Origin of the sequence: Pseudocitrobacter cyperus (assembly GCF_039889165.1) — a bacterium.
Lineage (GTDB): Bacteria > Pseudomonadota > Gammaproteobacteria > Enterobacterales > Enterobacteriaceae > Pseudocitrobacter > Pseudocitrobacter cyperus.
The window spans coordinates 207576-226511 of the sequence record NZ_JAYMYY010000004.1; the positions used below are offsets into that span (position 1 = coordinate 207576).

At 53.9% G+C, this 18936-nt stretch carries 21 protein-coding genes and 1 pseudogene; 9 read left to right on the top strand and 13 right to left on the bottom strand.

What is annotated here, in order from left to right:
• Window positions 1-2 precede the first annotated feature (2 nt).
• From VSR74_RS14815 to VSR74_RS14865, 11 genes are all read right to left on the bottom strand, one after another.
• Complete coding sequence (locus VSR74_RS14815; RefSeq protein ID WP_347795420.1) at window positions 3-470, bottom strand: DUF1097 domain-containing protein; 468 nt, start codon at window positions 468-470, stop codon at window positions 3-5.
• A 46-nt stretch (window positions 471-516) separates the two neighbouring features.
• Window positions 517-1752: an NAD-dependent dihydropyrimidine dehydrogenase subunit PreA gene (gene preA, locus VSR74_RS14820; protein ID WP_347795421.1), complete on the bottom strand. Its 1236-nt coding sequence runs from the start codon at window positions 1750-1752 to the stop codon at window positions 517-519.
• Window positions 1746-2987: an NAD(P)-dependent oxidoreductase gene (locus tag VSR74_RS14825; RefSeq protein ID WP_347795422.1), complete on the bottom strand. Its 1242-nt coding sequence runs from the start codon at window positions 2985-2987 to the stop codon at window positions 1746-1748. Before VSR74_RS14825 ends, preA begins: the two co-directional genes overlap by 7 nt.
• Window positions 2988-3218: 231 nt before the next feature.
• The gene (locus VSR74_RS14830; RefSeq protein ID WP_347795423.1) at window positions 3219-3677 is read right to left on the bottom strand and encodes a helix-turn-helix transcriptional regulator; all 459 of its coding nucleotides are present in this window, start codon (window positions 3675-3677) and stop codon (window positions 3219-3221) included.
• Entirely contained in the window at window positions 3674-4231 is a 558-nt protein-coding gene (locus VSR74_RS14835) for a HipA domain-containing protein (RefSeq protein WP_347795614.1), read from the bottom strand. Before VSR74_RS14835 ends, VSR74_RS14830 begins: the two co-directional genes overlap by 4 nt.
• The gene (locus VSR74_RS14840) at window positions 4228-4395 is read right to left on the bottom strand and encodes a hypothetical protein (protein WP_347795424.1); all 168 of its coding nucleotides are present in this window, start codon (window positions 4393-4395) and stop codon (window positions 4228-4230) included. The genes VSR74_RS14835 and VSR74_RS14840 overlap by 4 nt, the downstream gene beginning before the upstream one ends.
• 121 nt (window positions 4396-4516) lie before the next feature.
• Window positions 4517-5227 carry an outer membrane permeability protein SanA gene (sanA, locus tag VSR74_RS14845; RefSeq protein WP_347795425.1) on the bottom strand — a complete coding sequence of 237 codons (711 nt, stop codon included), beginning with the start codon at window positions 5225-5227 and terminating at the stop codon, window positions 4517-4519.
• Between the two features lie 123 nt (window positions 5228-5350).
• Window positions 5351-6235 (bottom strand): cytidine deaminase, encoded by an 885-nt coding sequence (gene cdd, locus VSR74_RS14850; RefSeq protein WP_347795426.1) that lies wholly within the window; start codon window positions 6233-6235, stop codon window positions 5351-5353.
• A 126-nt stretch (window positions 6236-6361) separates the two neighbouring features.
• On the bottom strand, window positions 6362-7057 hold the full coding sequence (locus VSR74_RS14855) for a CidB/LrgB family autolysis modulator (protein ID WP_347795427.1): 696 nt from the start codon (window positions 7055-7057) through the stop codon (window positions 6362-6364).
• On the bottom strand, window positions 7054-7452 hold the full coding sequence (locus VSR74_RS14860) for a CidA/LrgA family protein (protein WP_347795428.1): 399 nt from the start codon (window positions 7450-7452) through the stop codon (window positions 7054-7056). Before VSR74_RS14860 ends, VSR74_RS14855 begins: the two co-directional genes overlap by 4 nt.
• A 106-nt stretch (window positions 7453-7558) precedes the next feature.
• A complete protein-coding gene (locus tag VSR74_RS14865) occupies window positions 7559-8482 on the bottom strand; it encodes a LysR substrate-binding domain-containing protein (RefSeq protein ID WP_347795429.1) in 924 nt (307 codons plus the stop codon).
• A 125-nt stretch (window positions 8483-8607) separates the two neighbouring features.
• On the opposite strand from VSR74_RS14865, the gene mhbT reads away from it, so the two are divergent.
• The 6 genes from mhbT (at window position 8608) to dusC (ending at window position 14590) form a co-directional block, all read left to right on the top strand.
• Window positions 8608-9966 carry a 3-hydroxybenzoate transporter MhbT gene (gene mhbT / locus VSR74_RS14870; RefSeq protein ID WP_347795430.1) on the top strand — a complete coding sequence of 453 codons (1359 nt, stop codon included), beginning with the start codon at window positions 8608-8610 and terminating at the stop codon, window positions 9964-9966.
• A gap of 11 nt (window positions 9967-9977) precedes the next feature.
• Window positions 9978-11015 (top strand): gentisate 1,2-dioxygenase, encoded by a 1038-nt coding sequence (gtdA, locus tag VSR74_RS14875; protein ID WP_347795431.1) that lies wholly within the window; start codon window positions 9978-9980, stop codon window positions 11013-11015.
• A gap of 14 nt (window positions 11016-11029) precedes the next feature.
• Complete coding sequence (locus VSR74_RS14880; protein ID WP_347795432.1) at window positions 11030-11731, top strand: fumarylacetoacetate hydrolase family protein; 702 nt, start codon at window positions 11030-11032, stop codon at window positions 11729-11731.
• Between the two features lie 8 nt (window positions 11732-11739).
• On the top strand, window positions 11740-12384 hold the full coding sequence (maiA, locus tag VSR74_RS14885) for a maleylacetoacetate isomerase (protein WP_347795433.1): 645 nt from the start codon (window positions 11740-11742) through the stop codon (window positions 12382-12384).
• Window positions 12385-12398: 14 nt separating this feature from the next.
• Window positions 12399-13592: a 3-hydroxybenzoate 6-monooxygenase gene (locus VSR74_RS14890; protein ID WP_347795434.1), complete on the top strand. Its 1194-nt coding sequence runs from the start codon at window positions 12399-12401 to the stop codon at window positions 13590-13592.
• Between the two features lie 62 nt (window positions 13593-13654).
• Entirely contained in the window at window positions 13655-14590 is a 936-nt protein-coding gene (gene dusC / locus VSR74_RS14895; RefSeq protein ID WP_347795435.1) for a tRNA dihydrouridine(16) synthase DusC, read from the top strand.
• Between the two features lie 82 nt (window positions 14591-14672).
• On the opposite strand, the pseudogene VSR74_RS14900 reads toward dusC, so the two are convergent.
• A pseudogene (locus VSR74_RS14900) lies at window positions 14673-14774 on the bottom strand (SAM-dependent methyltransferase); the annotation flags it as partial.
• 259 nt (window positions 14775-15033) lie between these two features.
• On the opposite strand from VSR74_RS14900, the gene mdtQ reads away from it, so the two are divergent.
• The gene (gene mdtQ, locus VSR74_RS14905; RefSeq protein ID WP_347795436.1) at window positions 15034-16479 is read left to right on the top strand and encodes a multidrug resistance outer membrane protein MdtQ; all 1446 of its coding nucleotides are present in this window, start codon (window positions 15034-15036) and stop codon (window positions 16477-16479) included.
• Here the strand turns inward: mdtQ and VSR74_RS14910 are convergent.
• Window positions 16474-17037: a DedA family protein gene (locus VSR74_RS14910; RefSeq protein WP_347795437.1), complete on the bottom strand. Its 564-nt coding sequence runs from the start codon at window positions 17035-17037 to the stop codon at window positions 16474-16476. The two genes, mdtQ and VSR74_RS14910, sit on opposite strands and share 6 nt — an antisense overlap.
• A 152-nt stretch (window positions 17038-17189) precedes the next feature.
• Here VSR74_RS14910 and VSR74_RS14915 point away from each other — a divergent pair, with 152 nt between their 5' ends.
• Together VSR74_RS14915 and pbpG are read left to right on the top strand one after the other, a co-directional pair.
• The gene (locus VSR74_RS14915) at window positions 17190-17777 is read left to right on the top strand and encodes a Yip1 family protein (RefSeq protein ID WP_347795438.1); all 588 of its coding nucleotides are present in this window, start codon (window positions 17190-17192) and stop codon (window positions 17775-17777) included.
• A 179-nt stretch (window positions 17778-17956) separates the two neighbouring features.
• On the top strand, window positions 17957-18901 hold the full coding sequence (pbpG, locus tag VSR74_RS14920) for a D-alanyl-D-alanine endopeptidase (protein ID WP_347795439.1): 945 nt from the start codon (window positions 17957-17959) through the stop codon (window positions 18899-18901).
• Window positions 18902-18936 lie beyond the last annotated feature (35 nt).

Consider the following 18936-nt stretch of genomic DNA (forward strand, 5'->3'; position numbering starts at 1 on the left):
TATTACGTTTTTTTCGCTTGTGGCCAGCGTTCAGCGAGAAGTAAACCGCTGTTTTTCATCGCATAGCCAAACAGCAGACCCACCAAAAGAGACGGTACTACCGCCTGCCAGTCGCCCTGAGCGGCAAAGGTAGAACAGGCGCCAATAAACGTGCCTGGAACAAAAGCGAGCCACGGGTTTTTCGCCTGAATGCACATGACGAATGCCACCACGCCCGTGAGTAAATATCCCAGCATGGCCCATTCAGGGGTTAACTGGCTGCCGTAGATAATCACTTCTGCCCAAAACACCCCACTCATTACAGTACACAGAGATATTCCCAGACCCTTCACGCCGCCCTGAGGACAGGCGAAATAGGCGGTACAACCCAGAAACCCTGCCCAACTGAGCAGGCTCCATGTCACAGCAACCCAGCCCCAAATTGCCGATAAAATACCGGTAGTGAGGGCAATAGCGACAAGTGTACTCATGGTTGTTTCCGGCCCGCATGACCGGGCCGGCCCTCATCTGTAGAGGTTAAAGTGAAATGGCGTGTTCTTTCTCGCCTGGTTTGAACTCCACGTGCCCAAGGCTGATACACGCTACCGGACAAACATGCCCGCAGAGCAGGCAGCCAACGCATTTATCGGTGTCGCAGTGCGGCGTGCGGGTCTCTTCGTTCCATTCCATCGCCTGGTGGCCGCCATCGTAGCAGGAGATATAGCAGCGCCCGCAGCCGACACATTTATCCTCCGCAATGTGCGGATAAACGATATAGCTGCGATCAAGCTCTTCTGCGGGAACAATGTTGGCGTTCGCCAGACCTAACATCTCATCGATTGAATTAAAGCCCTGATCGGCCAGATAGTGAGAAAGGCCGCTGGTCATATCTTCGACGATACGATAGCCGTACTGCATGATGCCGGTTGTGACCTGCAACGTCGCCGCGCCGAGCAGTAAAAATTCGGCTGCATCTTCCCAGGTTTCGATCCCGCCGATCCCGCTTATCGGGAAGTCACGGAGTTCAGGATGCATGCGCATTTGCTGAATAAAGCGCAGGGCGATCGGTTTCACCGCTTTACCGGAATAGCCGGAAATGCTCGATTTGCCGTTGACTACCGGCATACCGATTTTACGATTCAGGTCGATATTAGTAATTGATTTCACGGTATTGATTGCCGCGATGCCGTCTGCGCCGCCGCGCTTTGCCGCCAGCGCCACGTCGCACATATCACCAATGTTGGGCGTCATTTTCGCCAGCATCGGCAGGGAGGAACCGCGTTTCACCGCGCGGCAATATTTTTCGACCAGCTCCGGGCTTTGCCCGACGTCGCTACCCATGGCATGAGAGGTCATCTGCGGGCAGGAGAAATTACACTCAATCATATCGGCACCGGCTTTCTCAACCAGATGCGCCAGATCCTGCCACTGCTGTTCGTTTTCGCCCATGATTGAAGCGATCAGCACTTTGTCCGGATAATCCTCTTTTAACCGACGGATTGCTTCGAGGTTTTCCGCCAGCGGATGTTCGGCAATTTGCTCCATATTTTTGAAGCCGATAAAGCCGGTATCTTCTTTGGTCAGATGATCGAAACGGGGGGAGACTTCGTTAGCAATAAAGAAGCCGATGGTTTTGAACACCACACCACCCCAGCCGGTATCATACGCCTTGGCGCACATTTCATAGCAGTTGCCGACTGGTGATGAGGAGAGGCAGAACGGGTTAGGAAATTTAACGCCGCAAAAGGTAACAGAAAGATCTTTCGTTAACATGAGCAGGCTTCCTCTAAATAGTGGTGAATGGATTGAGCGGCTTCCTTCCCGGTCTTCACCGCGTAAACCACCGTTTTATCTCCCTGAACAATATCGCCCGCAGCAAACAGCGTTGGGTCGGATGTTTGATAATTCGTGGTTTCCACTGTATTTCTTTCTACTTTCAGATGATTAAAGGCGGCAAATTGCGCGTATTGGCCGACGGCGAGAATGATTTTCTCGGCATGCAATTTCAGTTCACCGGGTAAGCGTACATGGTGGAAGGTGACTGAATGACCCGCAACGGCAATCGGTGTGAAACCATCAATGATGGAAACGCCCAACGCCTGGGCGCTGGTAAACTCTTTCTCGCTGGCCGGAAATTCATCCAGCGTTTCACGCGCGACGCAGGTAACAGAGGGGCAACCGAGTATTTTCAGGGTGCTGGCGACGTCCATTGCTACGTCGCCGCCGCCGATAATCAAGGCGCTTTGCGGTACGGCAATATTGCCATTCTGCTGGCTGGCGCGTCTTAAAAAGTCGACGGCGATTTCGACGTATTCAGCATCGTCAAAGAGTGACAGGGAGGAGCCCTGCGATAAACCGACGGTCAGCAGCACCGCACGGTGCTGGGCTTTCAGTTGTTCCAGCGTCAGGTTTTTACCCACTTCGCTGTGGCACTTGATGGTCACGCCCATATCCGCGATGCGCTGAATTTCGTTATCCAGCACGGCCTGTGGTAAACGAAATTCCGGAATGCCATGACGCAACCAGCCACCGGCCTGCGCCTCTTTTTCAAAAAGTGTGACGTCGTAGCCCAGGTTAGTGAGCGTGACGCTCGCCTGTAATCCCGCCGGGCCCGCCCCGACGACCGCCACTTTGCCAAGCGTTTTGCTGCCTGGTTGATACACCTGCATGTCGGTCTGCTGCTCAAAGTCAGTCACAAAGCGTTGCAGACGGGCGATATCTATCGGTTTATCAATACCCGAGCGCGAACATTCTGCCTGGCATAATTTTTCCGTTGGGCAAACGCGGGCGCAAACGGCGCCAAGGGCATTATTTTCGCGAATAGTTTCGGCGGCGCCTTTGAAATTGCGAAAATAGATGGAGCGGATAAATTTACCCGGGTCTGTTTGGGCGGGGCAGCCCTGACTACAAGGCGCATCGTGACACAGTAAACAACGTGAGGCCTCTTTTATCGCCAGCAATGGCGTAAAGGCCGGAATTAACTCATCCAGATAATCTTGTTGCGACATATAATCTTCCTTAATGATTAGGTAAATTAAAGCGAACGTAGAGAACGTAATAAAGAGAGAAAATAACCTGTTAGCAAAGCTATGCCTGGGGATGAGCGTATTCTGTGAGTCTTTTCACACATAGGGGAAATAAAGAGATGATTTGCAGAGGATAGCAGTTAATACTAATTTGCAAATAATAACCATTATCAAAATGATAACTGATTATTATTTGCAATAATATATTTGCTTTTATTTTTCTGCGGAATTTAACAAGTTTATTAGTCGTTGTGGCGAGGAGGGGATTAATCCTAATTGCAGGCCGAAGGGCTTGAATACTTTATTGAGTGTTTCAATCGAATTATTTATTTTATTATTTTCAATATCAGAAATGGTTTTACGTGATACGCCAACAAGCTGGGCATAAGCATCCTGTTTCATCCCCACCAGGTTGATACGCATGCGCTTCAGGGCTTCTCCCTGAGTGATATTCCCCATGAGAAGTTGCAAACTGATTGCATTCATCAGCGCGTTTCTCTCTGCGGTATCTATTCTTTCAATATTCTCCGTTACGCGAGTGCGCAGCAATTTTTCCTCCTGGGCCTGTAGGTTCGGCGCAGCTACACCTGATGTTGAATAGGGTTGTCGGTTTTGCTCACGTAATCGGGCAATGGTTTTTTTGATATCGTCGTCTCTGTCATTATCCGTCATAGCAACCCCCAGCGATGTAATTTATCAGCAATAAATTTGAATCCAATGGATGGCATGGACATGATTTGTTCCGGCACACCGCGCTGTCTGAGTCGATTTTCAAGCCCATAAAGTTGTCTTGCGGTTTGTTGTAGCGCAGCCAGTAAAGTGTCCGGTTCAACAAGATCGGCCAACGCTTGTGCAATGGCGGGAAAATGGTATTCACCGCCGGTTTCCAGCGCGGAAGCCCATTTTGTACTGCGTGGAATGCCTTCCGGGTCAGCTTTCATTGGGGCAAAATCATAAATCGGGGCGAGTTTTATTTCGCCTTGATAGCGCATAAATGCCGTGTTGCGGCCATGATTATCGCTATTGCCAAAGATGATATTTAATAAATCGCGTCGAACCCATTCAATGACAAAGTCTGAAACGCTGAAGTGAAAATGTCCTTCGCTGACCATATGGCTATGATTAATTTTTTGAATAATCGCGCGCAGCGTTTCTTCGTGATCCAGCTCAGCGCCAGGGCCTTTTTGTAACATGGAATAGACTGATTCCATAGCAAAGCGCCCTATATTACCTTCTTCGGTGTAGAACGTGTCAAATCTTGGTAGCCATAATGAGGGGTAATTTCTACCTCGGTAATTCGCCAGTTGTTTTCATCACTGCGGGGAAGGGCAATCTGTGCTATATCGACCCACTCGCGTTGCAAAAACGCCTGTATCGTTAAATTCTCCATGATGCCTCCCGAGTGACATAATGAGTGATATTTTACGCATTAATGCCATGTTTCGCAAATAATGAGTAAATATTTACTCTTTAACGGGCGGTACGGTAGGTAATGCGTAATATTCTACACATTACGGCTTCTGCAATTTCAGCAATTGCTCAGGCGTAACTGCCGGATACCCTTGCGCATCCTCCGGCACTTCATGCTGCGCCGGAATCGGAATGAGCGGGCCTAAAAAGCGCGGCTCGCGTTTGAATATGTACAGGTCAGCCAGCGCGCCAAACCGCGCGCCAAATTCACGCAGGCGCACGTTCCACATATCTTTCGGTGAGGGAACGGCATAACACTGAGCCTGAATCCCCATATGCAGGGCAATAAACAGCGCCCGTTCACAGTGGAAACGTTGGGTAATAATAATAAAGTCGTTGGTATCGAAGACCTTGCGTGTGCGGACGATTGAATCAAGCGTTCGGAAACCGGCGTAGTCGAGCACAATGTCGGAGGGGTCGACGCCTGCGGCAATGAAGTCTTTGCGCATGGTCATCGGCTCATTATAACTATGCAGCGCATTATCGCCGCTTAGCAGCAGATAGTTAATTTTGCCGCTGTTATAGGCATTAAGCGCGCCCTGAATGCGGTAGCGGTAATACTGATTGATGACACCTTTACGGTAATATTTAGCGGTACCAAGCACCACCCCGACCTGGCGATACGGGAGATCCTGCAAATCGTCGTAGATATAAGGCGCTGTTTTCCAGCTCATCCAACGATCGAGACCCAACACGGTCAACAGCAGCAGGCCGAGCAGGACTAACAGGCTGTAAAACACGCGCTTAAACATAAAGCTGGCTCGATGGTGGTGGAAGGAGTCATCAGGCTACTGTACCCGCCGATGAAGAGCAAGAAACAGCGATTTAATTGCAGGGAAATTCACCAGTTGCGGGCTTTCGCCCGCACTGAATGTTCAACCAAGAAGGACGCGGTCGATGTTCTGGCAGCCTAAGGCTTTCAGCGTCGCGACGGTGGCATCCCACTGGATGAGCGGCGCATCGGCGCGTTCGGCGAGCATCGCGCGCGTGATCGCGGGATAATCATAACCATGCAGGCTCAACAGATTAAGCGCGCCCTGCAACGGCGGTAATGTCGGGTTGAAGGCCGCGTTTTCTGCGTAACTGCCGCTGAAAATTGTGCCGTCAGCCAGTTCCAGCGCCACGCCGGAAGGCGATTTACTGTACGGCGTATGACTCTTATTTGCCGCTTCGATGGCTGCCTGAGTTAATGCATCGCCTTCGAGCGGATAGCCGTGATCCTGCGCATCCATCAACAGGGTTTTAATTTCCAGATCTTTCGGGCCAAACGCGTCCGGCAGATAATCTTTCAGCGTGTGGGGATGACGGCCTGGCAGGTTGATGCGTAATTCCAGCCCGCTGTTCAGTTCATTCATAAACTGACGGCAGTGGCCGCAAGGCGTGTAGTTGACGGTGATCGCTGCAAGCGCTTTTTCGCCGCGCAGCCAGGCATGGCTGATGGCGCTCTGTTCGGCGTGAACGGTTTGCTGCATGGTCGCGCCCAAAAACTCCATATTGCCGCCGAAATACCAGTTCCCGCTGACGCCGCGCGCAATCGCGCCAACGTTGAAGTGGGAGAGGTCGGCGCGCGCGCAGGCGGCTGCCAGCGGCAGAAGCGCGAAGGCCAGTGCGTCTTCGTCCAGTCCAGTCGCGCTACGCAGCGATGAGACCTGCCCGGCGCTCAGCATCGCGGAGAAGTGCGCGTCAGCCAGCACGGGGGCGATAGCTGTTTGCAGATCCGCGGGCAGTTGCGAAAAAGCAGATTGAAAACGTGGGTGCATGGCGTTGCCTCGTAACAGTGTAAGGGTAAACAGTGTACGTGCCGATTGCGCTTAAATGAGTGATCTAAATCTCATTGTTAATGTAACGATTGCAAGTGACATGAGAAATGTGTGACTTATCGCATTTTATCCGACGACGGATAAGATAATCGGAAACAGAAACGGTGCCACCAGTGACGTAATAATCCCGCAAAGCACCAGCGCCAGCGAACTGAATGCCCCCTCCTGATAATCCACTTCGGCGCAGCGAGCGGTGCCGAGGGCGTGTGAAGCCGTCCCCATCGCCAGGCCACGCGCGGCTTTAGTATTAATACGCATCAGGTTCAGCAAGGTGTGACCAAATACGGCCCCCAAAATACCGACAAAAATCACGCACACGGCGCTGATCGCAGGAATACCGCCAATGCTGCCGCCAACCGCCATCGCAATCGGCGTGGTGACTGACTTCGGTAAAATAGAGGCGGCGATTTCCGGCGATGCGCCCATTAGCAGTGCCACCGAGGTGCCGGTGATCATCGCCACGATGCTGCCGATAAAGCAGATGGTAATAATCGATTTCCAGCGCGCGCGGATCTGGTGTAACTGTTCATACAGCGGAAAGGCGAGGGCGACAACGGCCGGTTGCAGCAGGTCGTTCAGCACTTTACTGCCCTGGAAGTAGTGGTCGTATGGAATGCCGGTCAGCAGCAGGAACGGAATGATCACCACCATCGCCACCAGTAATGGATTCAGTAGCGGCATTTTGAAACGCGCGGCCAGACGGCGGGCGGCGAAAAAGACCACCAGCGTCAGCGGCAACGACCACCAGATGTAATGCATCATTTGTCCGTTCCTTTTTGACCAACCACTTTACGTTCGCCATGAATAATGTGCGAACTCCAGCTTACAACCAGGAAAACCACGAGTGTACTGACAGCACAGGAGACGACGATGGGGCCAAACTGTGCGCTTAACAGGTCGTAATACTGCATCACGCCAACGCCGATAGGCACAAACAGCAATGCCATATAGCGGATGAGAATGTAACAACCGGGGACAACCCATTTGGATGGCAGGATTTGCAGCGCCAGTAAAACAAACATGATTAGCATCCCGATAATGCTTCCGGGAATGGTGATCGGTAGCAGCGAGGCGATAAAAATTCCCGCGTATAAACAGGCATATATCAGAACGAAAGCTCGCAGGTATTGCCAGATTAAATTCAGCGACTTGCTCATTTTTGGTTACCTTTGATGGAATGCATTCATCATACAATTAAAGCTAAAAATGTGCTACTGATCACATCATGAATTGTGAGCATACCTGACATAGATAACGGGAACATCAGGCATCTGACTGAAGCGGATGCGATAAATAATAAAGGAAACGGCTCAGCGCCAGCGAGGGCTGATCGTTCTTTCGCCAGAATACACCGACGCTGCCCTTTTGCTCGATCTTCGGTAGCGCCAGAATGGTGAGCTGTCCCTGTTGGGCGTAGCGTTCTGCCAGACGTAAAGAAAGAATCGAAATCATATCGCTACTTTGCAGCAGGTTAACGCTGACGTTCATTGATGCCGATTCAATGGTGTTTTCCGGTAGCATCACCCCGTTATCGACAAGGGCGTTATCAATACTCTGGCGGATGGGGGTACCGGTTGGCCAGACTATCCAGCGCCAGGGCTCCAGATCTTTCCAGCTTAAACGCGCGTGGCAGGCGAGGGGATGGTCGGTACGTGCCACGAAGCAAACGGGCTCAGTGTAGAGCACCTGATAATTGAGCGGCAATTCCAGTGCCCGGCCGCCGATACGCCCGACTACCACATCCACCACGCCCGATTGTAAATCGTGCAGCAGCGGCGTCATCACTTTTTCTTCAATGTTCAGGTGTAGCGAAGGCATCTCTGCCAGCAGGGGAAAGATGGCCTGCGAAACGCAATCGGTCGCCACCGGTGAGCAGCCAATTTTCAGGCTCCCGACCAGGCCGCCCTGTTTAAAACGCTCCATCTCAAACTGTGAACGCTCCAGGTCATTAATTAAACGTTGAGCATGCGCCAGCAGTAATTTTCCTCCTTCCGATGGACGTAATCCCTTGCTGTGACGTTCGAAAAGTGTGATCCCGACCTCTTCTTCGAACTGTGTCAGCCATTTCGAGAGGGCTGGCTGAGTGATATGCATCTGCTTCGCTACTTGCGTCAAATTGCACTGTTCGCCTAGTGCGACCAGCATTTGCAGGTGGTGAAGCTTCAGTTTCTGCGTCCAGTTTGCCATCAGCGATAACCTCCAGGTTATGACTCTGCACGGAAAGCCATTGTACAACTCATTTCAATTACCACAAAATTGCTACATACAAACAACAAATACAACATCTACCCTACACACCTGAGGCATTTACCATGACTCAACGACGTGAACTACAGGCTTTAATTGATGCAGCCCCCATCGGCGCACTCCAGTGGCGGGTCATTATCTGCTGCTTTCTGGTGGTAATGATGGATGGGTTCGATACGGCGGCGATTGGGTTTATTGCACCTGATATCCGCACTCACTGGCAGCTGACGGCAGGCGAGCTTGCGCCGCTGTTTGGCGCTGGCCTGCTGGGTCTTACCGCCGGGGCGCTGCTGTGCGGGCCGCTGTCGGATCGCTTTGGCCGCAAGCGGGTGATTGAGTGGTGTGTCGTGCTGTTCGGTATTTTTACGCTGCTTTCTGCCTTCTCCCCCAACCTGGAAACACTGGTCATTCTGCGCTTCTTAACCGGGCTGGGGCTCGGTGGGGCTATGCCGAATACCATCACCATGACCTCTGAATACCTGCCGTCCCGACGTCGCGGCGCGCTGGTGACATTAATGTTCTGCGGCTTCACGCTGGGCTCTGCTTTAGGCGGGATCGTCAGCGCACAACTGGTGGGCATGATTGGCTGGGCGGGCATTCTGGTGCTGGGCGGCGTGCTGCCGATGATCCTGTTCTTCTATCTGCTGGTGGCGTTGCCGGAATCTCCACGCTGGATGGTGCGCCGCCAGCGTCCTCAGGCGCACATCGCACGGCTGGTCGGTGAGATGACGAAAGAGCGCTTTGACGACACCACTTTCTGGCTTGATGAGCCAACCTCCGTGCACAAAGGCAGCATTAGCCAGCTTTTCGCCGGCCGCCAGTTGGCCATCACGCTGATGCTCTGGGTCGTCTTCTTTATGAGCCTGCTCATTATCTATCTGCTGTCGAGCTGGATGCCGACACTGCTTAACCATCGCGGAATCGACCTGCAACATGCGTCATGGGTCACGGCTGCCTTCCAGATTGGCGGCACGATGGGCGCCATTCTGCTCGGCGTACTCATGGACAAATTCAACCCCTTCCGGGTGCTGGCGGTGAGCTATGCGCTGGGGGCGGTATGCATCGTAATGATAGGCCTGAGCGAAGACGGCCTCTGGCTGATGGCGCTGGCGATTTTCGGCACCGGCATCGGCATCAGCGGCTCGCAGGTTGGGCTGAATGCCTTAACCGCCATGCTTTACCCGACGCAAAGTCGCGCCACCGGCGTGAGCTGGTCTAACGCGGTGGGGCGCTGCGGCGCGATTGTCGGCTCGCTGTCAGGCGGGGTGATGATGGCGATGAACTTCTCATTTGACACACTGTTTTACGTGATTGCCGTCCCGGCTGCCATCAGCGCCATTATGTTGACGTTGCTGACGCTGGCTGTTCGTCGGACGGCACCTGTACCCAACACGCTGCCTGCCGCGGGCGTGGCGAATAAATAAGGAGAATAACAATGAGCCAGTTAAATCCGGACGTAAAAAATGAACGCCAACACTATTATCAGCACATTTCCGGGCAGAACCTGACGCCGCTTTGGGAATCCCTGCATCACCTGGTTCCGCAAACGCCGAATCCGAACTGCGCGCCTGCGCACTGGAACTATCAGGAAATTCGCCCGCTGCTGCTGGAAAGTGGTTCGTTGATTGGGGCAAAAGAGGCGATTCGCCGCGTGCTGGTACTGGAAAACCCGGCGCTGCGCGGGCAGTCCTCAATTACCTCGTCTCTGTATGCCGGTTTGCAGTTGATCATGCCAGGCGAAGTGGCGCCGAGCCACCGCCACAATCAATCGGCGCTGCGCTTTATTGTTGAAGGCAAAGGTGCCTTTACGGCGGTTGATGGCGAACGTACCCAAATGCATCCGGGCGACTTTATCCTTACCCCGCAGTGGCGCTGGCATGACCACGGCAACCCCGGTGACGAGCCAGTTATCTGGCTGGATGGCCTGGACTTACCGCTGGTGAACTACCTTGGCTGCGGTTTTGCCGAAGATTACCCGGAAGATCAGCAACCCGTTACCCGCAAAGAGGGCGACTATCTGCCGCGTTACGCCGCCAATATGCTGCCGCTGCGTCATCAAACCGGTAACTCATCGCCGATTTTCAACTATCGCTATGACCGTAGTCGCGAAGCGCTGCACGACCTGACTCGTCTGGGTGATGCCGATGAGTGGGATGGTTACAAAATGCGCTACGTCAACCCGGTAACGGGCGGCTACCCCATGCCATCCATGGGCGCTTTCCTGCAACTGTTGCCGAAGGGCTTCCGCTCCCGTCAGGCGCGAACCACTGACAGCACTATCTACCATGTGGTGGAAGGCAGCGGTCAGGTCACGGTGGGCGATCAGGTCTTTAGCTTTAAAGAGAAAGATATTTTTGTCGTGCCGACCTGGCACAGCGTGTCGTTCGATGCGCAGGAAGAGACCGTACTATTCAGCTTCTCTGACCGCCCCGTTCAGGAAGCGCTGGGCCTGTTCCGTGAAGCACGTTATTAATCAGGAGAAGAACAATGAGCAAATACGTTTTTGAACCCCAGGCCCCCGTTGCCATTCCGGTTGTCGGCAGCGATGAGCAGTTCCCGGTGCGCCGCGTTTATTGCGTAGGCCGCAACTATGCTGCCCACGCACGTGAGATGGGCTTTGATCCGGATCGCGAACCGCCATTCTTCTTCTGTAAACCGGCTGATGCCGTTGTTCCGGTAGCGGCAGGTGAAACCCTGGATCTGGCTTACCCGGCGCAAACAGATAACTATCACTATGAAATTGAGCTGGTGGTGGCGATTGGTAAAAAAGGCAGCGATATCCCGCTGGAAAACGCACACGAATATGTCTGGGGCTATGCCACCGGGCTGGATATGACGCGTCGCGACCGCCAGATGGAGATGCGTCAGATGGGGCGTCCGTGGGAAATCGGCAAAGCATTTGACCACTCCGCGCCCATTTCGCCACTGCATAAAGCGGCGGAGGTCAGCGGTGTGGATAATGCGCCTATCTGGCTGAAGGTAAACGGTGAAGATCACCAGCGCAGCGACATTAAGCACCTGATCTGGTCAGTGAATGAAACCATCAGCTATCTGTCTGGTTTCTTCGAACTGCAGCCGGGCGATCTGATTTTCACCGGCACGCCGGAAGGCGTCGGGGCGGTGGTGAAGGGCGACACCATTACCGGCAATGTAGACGGCTTAACGCCTATCGCCGTGAAGATTGTTTGAGGTGACGGATGAAGCTGTACAGTTTTTTCAATAGCTCGGCCTCCTATCGGGTGCGCATCGCGATGGCGCTCAAGGGAATCGATTATGACACCGTCGGCGTCAATATTCGTATCGGCCAGCAGAACGCGCTGGAGTATCGCCGCCTCAATCCGGTTGGGCTGGTGCCCGCGCTGGTGACGGACGACGGCGAATCGCTGGGACAGTCGCTGGCCATTATTGACTGGCTGGACAGGCATTTCCCGCAAACGCCGTTGCTGCCGCAAAACGATCCCGATCGCATGCGGATTCTGGAGATTGTTTACGCTATCAGTTGCGATATTCATCCCATCAACAATATGCGTGTCCTGCGCTATCTGACCGACGAACTGAACGTCAGCGACGAGGACAAACAGCGCTGGTACGCGCACTGGGTTCAACAGGGGCTCGGCGCGGTGGAGCAACTGCTGCGTCATAGCCAGTCGGGGCAATTCTGTGTTGGAGATACCCCCACGCTTGCCGATTGCTGCTTAGTGCCGCAGTGGGCGAATGCATTACGTATGGGTTGCAGTCTTAGCGGGTATCCCCGCTGTAAAGCCGTGTATGAGGCCTGTTCTGCGCTGCCAGCGTTTGTCGCTGCCGCACCTGAGAACCAACAGGACAAAATCCCGGCATAATAAGGAGAGTTATCATGGCAAAAGTGACAAGTGCAATTATTGTCGGTGGCGGGATTGGCGGTGCTGCAACCGCATTATCGCTGGCGCGTCAGGGCATCAAAGTGATGCTGCTGGAGAGGGCGCATGAGATTGGTGAAATTGGCGCCGGTATTCAGCTTGGGCCGAACGCGTTTTCGGCTCTCGATAGCCTTGGGGTGGGCGATGTCGCTCGCCAGCGCGCGGTGTTTACCGACCACATCACTATGATGGATGCGGTGAACGGTGAAGAAGTGGTGCATATCGAAACCGGGCAGGCGTTCCGCGATCACTTTGGCGGCCCCTATGCGGTGATTCACCGTGTCGATATTCATGCGACGGTCTGGGAAGCGGCGATGGTGCATCCGTGCGTCGAGTACCGTACCTCCACGCATGTGGTGGATATTCGCCAGACCGATCATGATGTCACCGTGTTTGATGACAAAGGTAATAGCTGGACGGCGGATGTTCTCATCGGCTGCGATGGCGTGAAATCGGTGGTGCGTCAAAGCCTGCTGGCCGACACACCGCGCGTGACCGGGCATGTTGTTTATCGTGCGGTCATCGATTGCGACGATATGCCTGACGATCTGCGCATTAACGCGCCGGTGCTGTGGGCCGGGCCGCACTGCCACCTGGTGCACTACCCGCTGCGCGGCGGTAAGCAGTACAACCTGGTGGTGACGTTCCACAGCCGCGAGACGGAAGAGTGGGGCGTGAAAGACGGTAGCAAAGAAGAGGTGCTCTCTTACTTCAAAGGGATTCACCCACGCCCGCGCCAGATGCTCGATAAGCCGACCTCCTGGCGTCGCTGGTCTACCGCCGACCGCGAGCCGGTAGAAAAATGGGGCAATGACCGCATCACCTTAGTGGGCGATGCTGCGCATCCGGTGGCGCAGTATATGGCACAGGGTGCCTGTATGGCGCTGGAGGATGCGGTCACTATCGGTAAAGCGCTGGCCCAGTGTGATGGCGATGCGGCAGAAGCCTTCGCGTTGTATGAGTCGGTGCGCATTCCGCGTACTGCGCGTATTGTCTGGTCTACGCGTGAAATGGGGCGGATTTACCATGCGGCAGGCGTTGAGCGCCATGTGCGTAACCTGCTGTGGAAAGGGAAAACTCAGGATGAGTTTTATCGCGCAATGGAGTGGCTCTACGGCTGGAAGGAAGATAACTGCCTGCAACCCCGCTAACAGGCTTTTAACCGATGAAAAGAGGCGCTAACATAGCGTCTCTTTTTTTACCGGGTATCAATATGCGTGTTTTACTGGCGCCGATGGAAGGCGTGCTCGATTCGCTGGTGCGTGAGCTGCTGACCGAAGTGAATGATTACGATCTCTGCGTCACCGAATTTCTGCGCGTGGTGGATAAACTGCTGCCGGTAAAATCGTTCCACAAACTCTGTCCGGAGCTGAACAACCACAGCCGCACGCCGAGTGGCACGCTGGTGCGCATCCAGCTTTTGGGTCAGTATCCCGAATGGCTCGCCGAAAATGCGGCTCGCGCGGTCGAACTTGGCTCGTGGGGGGTTGATCTCAACTGCGGCTGCCCGTCGAAAATGGTCAACGGCAGCGGCGGCGGGGCGACGCTGCTGAAAGATCCCGAACTTATCTATCGTGGCGCGAAAGCGATGCGCGAAGCCGTACCTGCCAGCCTTCCTGTCACGGTGAAAGTACGTCTGGGCTGGGACAGCGGTGCGCGTCAGTTTGAAATTGCCGATGCCGTACAACAGGCGGGCGCAACCGAACTGGTGGTGCACGGGCGCACTAAGGAAGATGGCTACAAAGCCGATCGTATCAACTGGCAGGCCATTGCTGAAATACGTCAGCGTCTGACTATTCCGGTGATCGCCAACGGTGAGATTTGGGACTGGCAAAGCGCACAGCAGTGCATGGCCACCACTGGCTGTGACGCCGTGATGATAGGCCGCGGGGCGCTGAACGTGCCAAACCTGAGCCGGGTGGTGAAGTACAACGAACCGCGCATGCCGTGGCCGGATGTGGTGCGTCTGCTGCAAAAATATTGCCTGCTGGAGAAACAGGATGATACCGGGCTCTATCATCTGGCGCGTATTAAGCAGTGGCTGGGCTATCTGCGTAAAGAGTACGACGAAGCGACGGATCTGTTTATGGCGGTGCGGGCATTGCAGGATTCGGCGTCGGTGGCGCGCGAAATCCTGCGCTGGCGATAAGCCTTGCGGGCGCTCTGAATGAATATCATTGGGCGCTCTTTCTCTTCTTCCAGCGCCGGGCTGGCGGCGATTTGCTCTGCGCAATACGCGGCGACTCCGGCGTGCCATCTAAACCTTTTACGGTGCGATCCAGTGTTGCATAGCCAGCAAAAAAGTGCGGATCGCCATAAATATTTTGCGTCATCATCAACCTCTAATTTATTCATGCCATAAATAATTCCGCCAGAATTATTGGCTGAATAATATTATGCCGTACTAATTAAGGCGATCTGCGTCAAAAAATAATCTCGTTATTTTTAAATAATAGCGAAAACTCATTCACGATAAGAATAATTTTCGCTAAGGAATCATTTCTGCGTCTTTATTTTTTCACACGCGTTACTAAAGCAAGTCCGCCGTTTTTCTCTATTATCTTCGCCTCTATTCAGACGCATACTTATTCCATGAAATCATCTGTTAAAACCTGCACGGTATTAAGCTTACCGCTAATTTTTACACTTTGTGCCTGTGCGCCATCCCATGATACGGATGCGCGTCTGGCGCAGACGTTGCCCGCATCGCATATCAATACGTCGCTTCCTGTCGCGCTGAAAAATGGCTGGCCCCAGTCGGCGTGGTGGAATGACTACCACGACCCACAGCTTACCGGGTTGATTGAGCGCGCACTGCGTGATGCGCCTGATATGACCGTCGCGCAGCAGCGCATTAAGCTTGCTGAAGCGCAGGCTAAAATGGCCGAAGCGAATGCCGGGCCGCAGGTCGATTTTTCCGCCGATCTGGAGCGACAGAAGATGTCAGCGGAAGGGGTGATGGGGCCTTTTGCCCTTGACGATCCGGCTGCGGGCACGACCGGGCCGTGGTACACCAACGGCACATTCGGCCTGACCGCCGGATGGAATGTTGATCTATGGGGTAAAGATGAGGCCCAGGTACGGGCGCGCATCGGCAAAGTTAAAGCCGATATCGCTGAGCTGGCGCAAACGCGTCAGTTGCTGGCAAGCAGCGTGGCGCGTCTTTACTGGCAGTGGCAAACGGAAGCCGCGATCCGCCAGCAACTGGTGGCTATCCAGACCGAACAGGAAAAAATTGTCGCCGTGGATAAAAAGCTCTATCAGGCGGGGATCACTGACTCGGTAGAGGGCGTCGAAAACGATATTAATGTGGGTAAAACGCAACAGCAGATAACGGATATTGATGGTCATCTGAAAGAAATTGAAGCGCGGTTGATGGCGTTAACGAATACGCAATCGACGCCATTGCACCTGCATCCGGTGACATTACCCATCGCCACGGCGCAGCTTCCGGCTCAACTGGGGTATGAACTGCTTGCACGTCGTCCGGATCTGCAGGAGGTGCAATGGCTGGTGAGATCCACAATGAGCGACGTCGATGCCGCAAAAGCCGCGTTTTACCCGGACATTAATATCATGGCTTTCCTGCAACAGGATGCACTGCACCTCAGCGACCTGTTCCGCCATTCGGCTCAGCAGATGGGCGTAACGGCGGGTCTGACGCTACCGATTTTCGACAGCGGTAGGCTGAATGCCAATCTGGATATCGCCAGCGCAGAGAATAACTACTCCATCGCGCGTTACAACAAAGCGGTGGTTGACGCGGTGAATCAGGTGGCGAAGTGCGCAAGCCAGGTGGAAACGCTGATGGCGAAAAATCAGCAGCAGGTGAAAGTACAGCACGACGCCGGGCGCGTGGCCTCGCTGGCACAGGCGCGCCTGAAGGTGGGGATTATTTCTGATGCGCAGTACAGTCATGCGAAGCTTCCGGCGTTGCGCGAGCAGATAAACAGCCTGATGCTGCAGGGGCAGTGGCTCGATGCTTCCATCCAGTTGACGTCCGCTCTTGGCGGCGGATATCAGGCGCCCGCGTCATGATTTGTCTGAGCGTCGCTTAAACCACCAGCGTAGCGCCAATGCGATAGCCACCGCCAGAATCAACCAGATCCCGTGTTTGAGGTGGCTATCCAGGTCATGCAGCCACGGGGCCACCACTTCGCCGCCCAGATAGCCCAGGGTGGTGAAGAGCAACGCCCACACCATAGCACCCAGAATATTTAGTGGAATAAAAAGTTTCGGTGGCACCCGGCTGGCGCCTATCAGCAGCGGGCCGATTATGCGAAAACCGTACATAAAACGGCTGCCGATGACAAAAAGATAGGGGTGGCGCTGGATCAGGTTTTGCGCTGTGCGTATTTTCTTATGCTGTCGTGAATAGCGTCGCAGCATACGCCCGCCAAAATGACGTCCCAGCAAATAAAGCACCTGGTCGCCGATCATCCCGCCGAGCGCGACGGACAGCACCACCAGTGGGAAAGAGAGTAACCCCTGATGGGCGGCAACGCCTCCAAGTAGCGTCACCGTTTCGCCTTCCGCCATACTGCCCAGTACCAGAACCGCATAACCATATTGTGAAATCAGAGCCGATATATCCATCGTTTTATTGGTTTCCTTCAAACGCCTCCTTTAAGCATACACCCCTGAACGTAAGCCGGGTGAACGGGTTATTTTTCACCTGCTCAATAAATAATCTATAAGTGTGAATTATACTTACTCTACGTGGTACGAAGCCGTGTCGAGGAGGCGTTATGAACCATGTCTGGGGTCTGTTATCCCATCCCGATCGAGAAATGCATGTTATTCGGAGTGAAAACGAAACCGTTTCACACCACTACACGCACCATGTTCTGTTGATGGCCGCGATTCCTGTTATCTGCGCATTCATAGGTACAACGCAACTGGGCTGGAATTTCGGTGATGGCAATGTCGTTAAACTGTCGCCTGTGACGGGCTTAATTCTGGCGGTGCTTTTTTATGGGGTCATGCTGGGGGGCGTTGCGGTGATGGGGCGCGTCATCTGGTGGATGGCGCGTAACTATCCGGAGCGTCCGTCGCTCAAGCGCTGTATGGTGTTTGCCGGTTATGTGGCTACACCGATTTTCCTGAGCGGAATTGTGGCGCTTTATCCGCTGGTCTGGCTCTGCGCGCTGGTAGGGACAATTGCGCTCTTTTACACCGGTTATCTGCTCTATGTGGGGATCCCAACATTCCTCAACATCGACCGGGAGGAGGGTCTTAGCTTCGCCAGTTCAACCCTGGCCATTGGCGTGCTGGTGCTGGAGGTTCTGCTGGCGATCACAGTCATTCTGTGGGGCTATGGTTATCGATTGTTCTGATCTACCTTCTTGCATTGCTGGCGTGAATTGTTGAGCGTCAGCAATGCAGCATTTATTCACTATTCTTTTCTGGTCGCCGCCTTATGCTCCGCGCTATGATGGCTGACTCGCTGCGCTGCCCCGTGTATCGCCGCGACTCGATTTCATACAGTGCGTAAATAACCACCAGAAAACTCATCATGCAGAAATTTCGCGTTTCCCTGCTCAGCCTGGCGTTAATGCTGGCTGTGCCTTTTGCGCCACAGGCGAGTGCTAAAACGGCTGCTGCTACCGCAGCCGCACACCCGGAGATCGCTTCCGGCAGTGCGATGATTGTCGATCTTGAAACCAATAAAATTATCTATGCCAGCGAGCCGGATCTGGTGCGCCCGATTGCGTCCATCACTAAGGTGATGACGGCGATGGTTGTGCTGGATGCGCATCTGCCACTTGATGAGATGCTAAGTGTAGATATCAGCCATACGCCGGAGATGAAAGGGGTTTACTCCCGCGTGCGTCTGAACAGTAAAATCAGCCGTAAAAATATGCTGCTGCTGGCGCTGATGTCGTCGGAAAACCGCGCCGCGGCAAGCCTGGCGCACCATTATCCGGGCGGCTACGATGCGTTTATTCGTGCGATGAATGCTAAAGCTAAATCACTGGGCATGACGCATACCCGCTATGTGGAACCGACCGGACTGTCGATTCACAACGTGTCAACGGCGCGCGATCTGACCAAAATGCTGATTGCCACCAAACAGTATCCGCTGATTGGCCAGTTAAGCACCACGCGTGAAGATATGGCGACCTTTGCCAACCCGGCCTACACCTTGCCATTCCGTAATACCAACCACCTGGTGTATCGCGATAACTGGAATATTCAGTTAACCAAAACCGGTTTTACCAATGCGGCGGGTCACTGCCTGGTGATGCGTACCGTAATGAATAAACGGCCGGTGGCGATGGTGGTGATGGATGCGTTCGGCAAATATACCCACTTTGCTGACGCCAGCCGTCTGCGCACCTGGGTTGAAACCGGTAAGGTGATGCCGGTGCCTGCGGCTGCGCTGAGCTATAAAAAGCAGAAAGAGTCGCAGATTGCAGGAAACATTGCCCACGGTCAGGCGACCACGCAGGAAGATTAAAAACGAGGTGTGTCGGTCAGATGACTGACACACCC

Coding starts and splice junctions, on each gene's coding strand:
- VSR74_RS14815 (WP_347795420.1), bottom strand. CDS start 470: ATGAGTACACTTGTCGCTATTGCCCTCACTACCGGTATTTTATCGGCA.
- preA (WP_347795421.1), bottom strand. CDS start 1,752: ATGTTAACGAAAGATCTTTCTGTTACCTTTTGCGGCGTTAAATTTCCT.
- VSR74_RS14825 (WP_347795422.1), bottom strand. CDS start 2,987: ATGTCGCAACAAGATTATCTGGATGAGTTAATTCCGGCCTTTACGCCA.
- VSR74_RS14830 (WP_347795423.1), bottom strand. CDS start 3,677: ATGACGGATAATGACAGAGACGACGATATCAAAAAAACCATTGCCCGA.
- VSR74_RS14840 (WP_347795424.1), bottom strand. CDS start 4,395: ATGGAGAATTTAACGATACAGGCGTTTTTGCAACGCGAGTGGGTCGAT.
- sanA (WP_347795425.1), bottom strand. CDS start 5,227: ATGTTTAAGCGCGTGTTTTACAGCCTGTTAGTCCTGCTCGGCCTGCTG.
- cdd (WP_347795426.1), bottom strand. CDS start 6,235: ATGCACCCACGTTTTCAATCTGCTTTTTCGCAACTGCCCGCGGATCTG.
- VSR74_RS14855 (WP_347795427.1), bottom strand. CDS start 7,057: ATGATGCATTACATCTGGTGGTCGTTGCCGCTGACGCTGGTGGTCTTT.
- VSR74_RS14860 (WP_347795428.1), bottom strand. CDS start 7,452: ATGAGCAAGTCGCTGAATTTAATCTGGCAATACCTGCGAGCTTTCGTT.
- VSR74_RS14865 (WP_347795429.1), bottom strand. CDS start 8,482: ATGGCAAACTGGACGCAGAAACTGAAGCTTCACCACCTGCAAATGCTG.
- mhbT (WP_347795430.1), top strand. CDS start 8,608: ATGACTCAACGACGTGAACTACAGGCTTTAATTGATGCAGCCCCCATC.
- gtdA (WP_347795431.1), top strand. CDS start 9,978: ATGAGCCAGTTAAATCCGGACGTAAAAAATGAACGCCAACACTATTAT.
- VSR74_RS14880 (WP_347795432.1), top strand. CDS start 11,030: ATGAGCAAATACGTTTTTGAACCCCAGGCCCCCGTTGCCATTCCGGTT.
- maiA (WP_347795433.1), top strand. CDS start 11,740: ATGAAGCTGTACAGTTTTTTCAATAGCTCGGCCTCCTATCGGGTGCGC.
- VSR74_RS14890 (WP_347795434.1), top strand. CDS start 12,399: ATGGCAAAAGTGACAAGTGCAATTATTGTCGGTGGCGGGATTGGCGGT.
- dusC (WP_347795435.1), top strand. CDS start 13,655: ATGCGTGTTTTACTGGCGCCGATGGAAGGCGTGCTCGATTCGCTGGTG.
- mdtQ (WP_347795436.1), top strand. CDS start 15,034: ATGAAATCATCTGTTAAAACCTGCACGGTATTAAGCTTACCGCTAATT.
- VSR74_RS14910 (WP_347795437.1), bottom strand. CDS start 17,037: ATGGATATATCGGCTCTGATTTCACAATATGGTTATGCGGTTCTGGTA.
- VSR74_RS14915 (WP_347795438.1), top strand. CDS start 17,190: ATGAACCATGTCTGGGGTCTGTTATCCCATCCCGATCGAGAAATGCAT.
- pbpG (WP_347795439.1), top strand. CDS start 17,957: ATGCAGAAATTTCGCGTTTCCCTGCTCAGCCTGGCGTTAATGCTGGCT.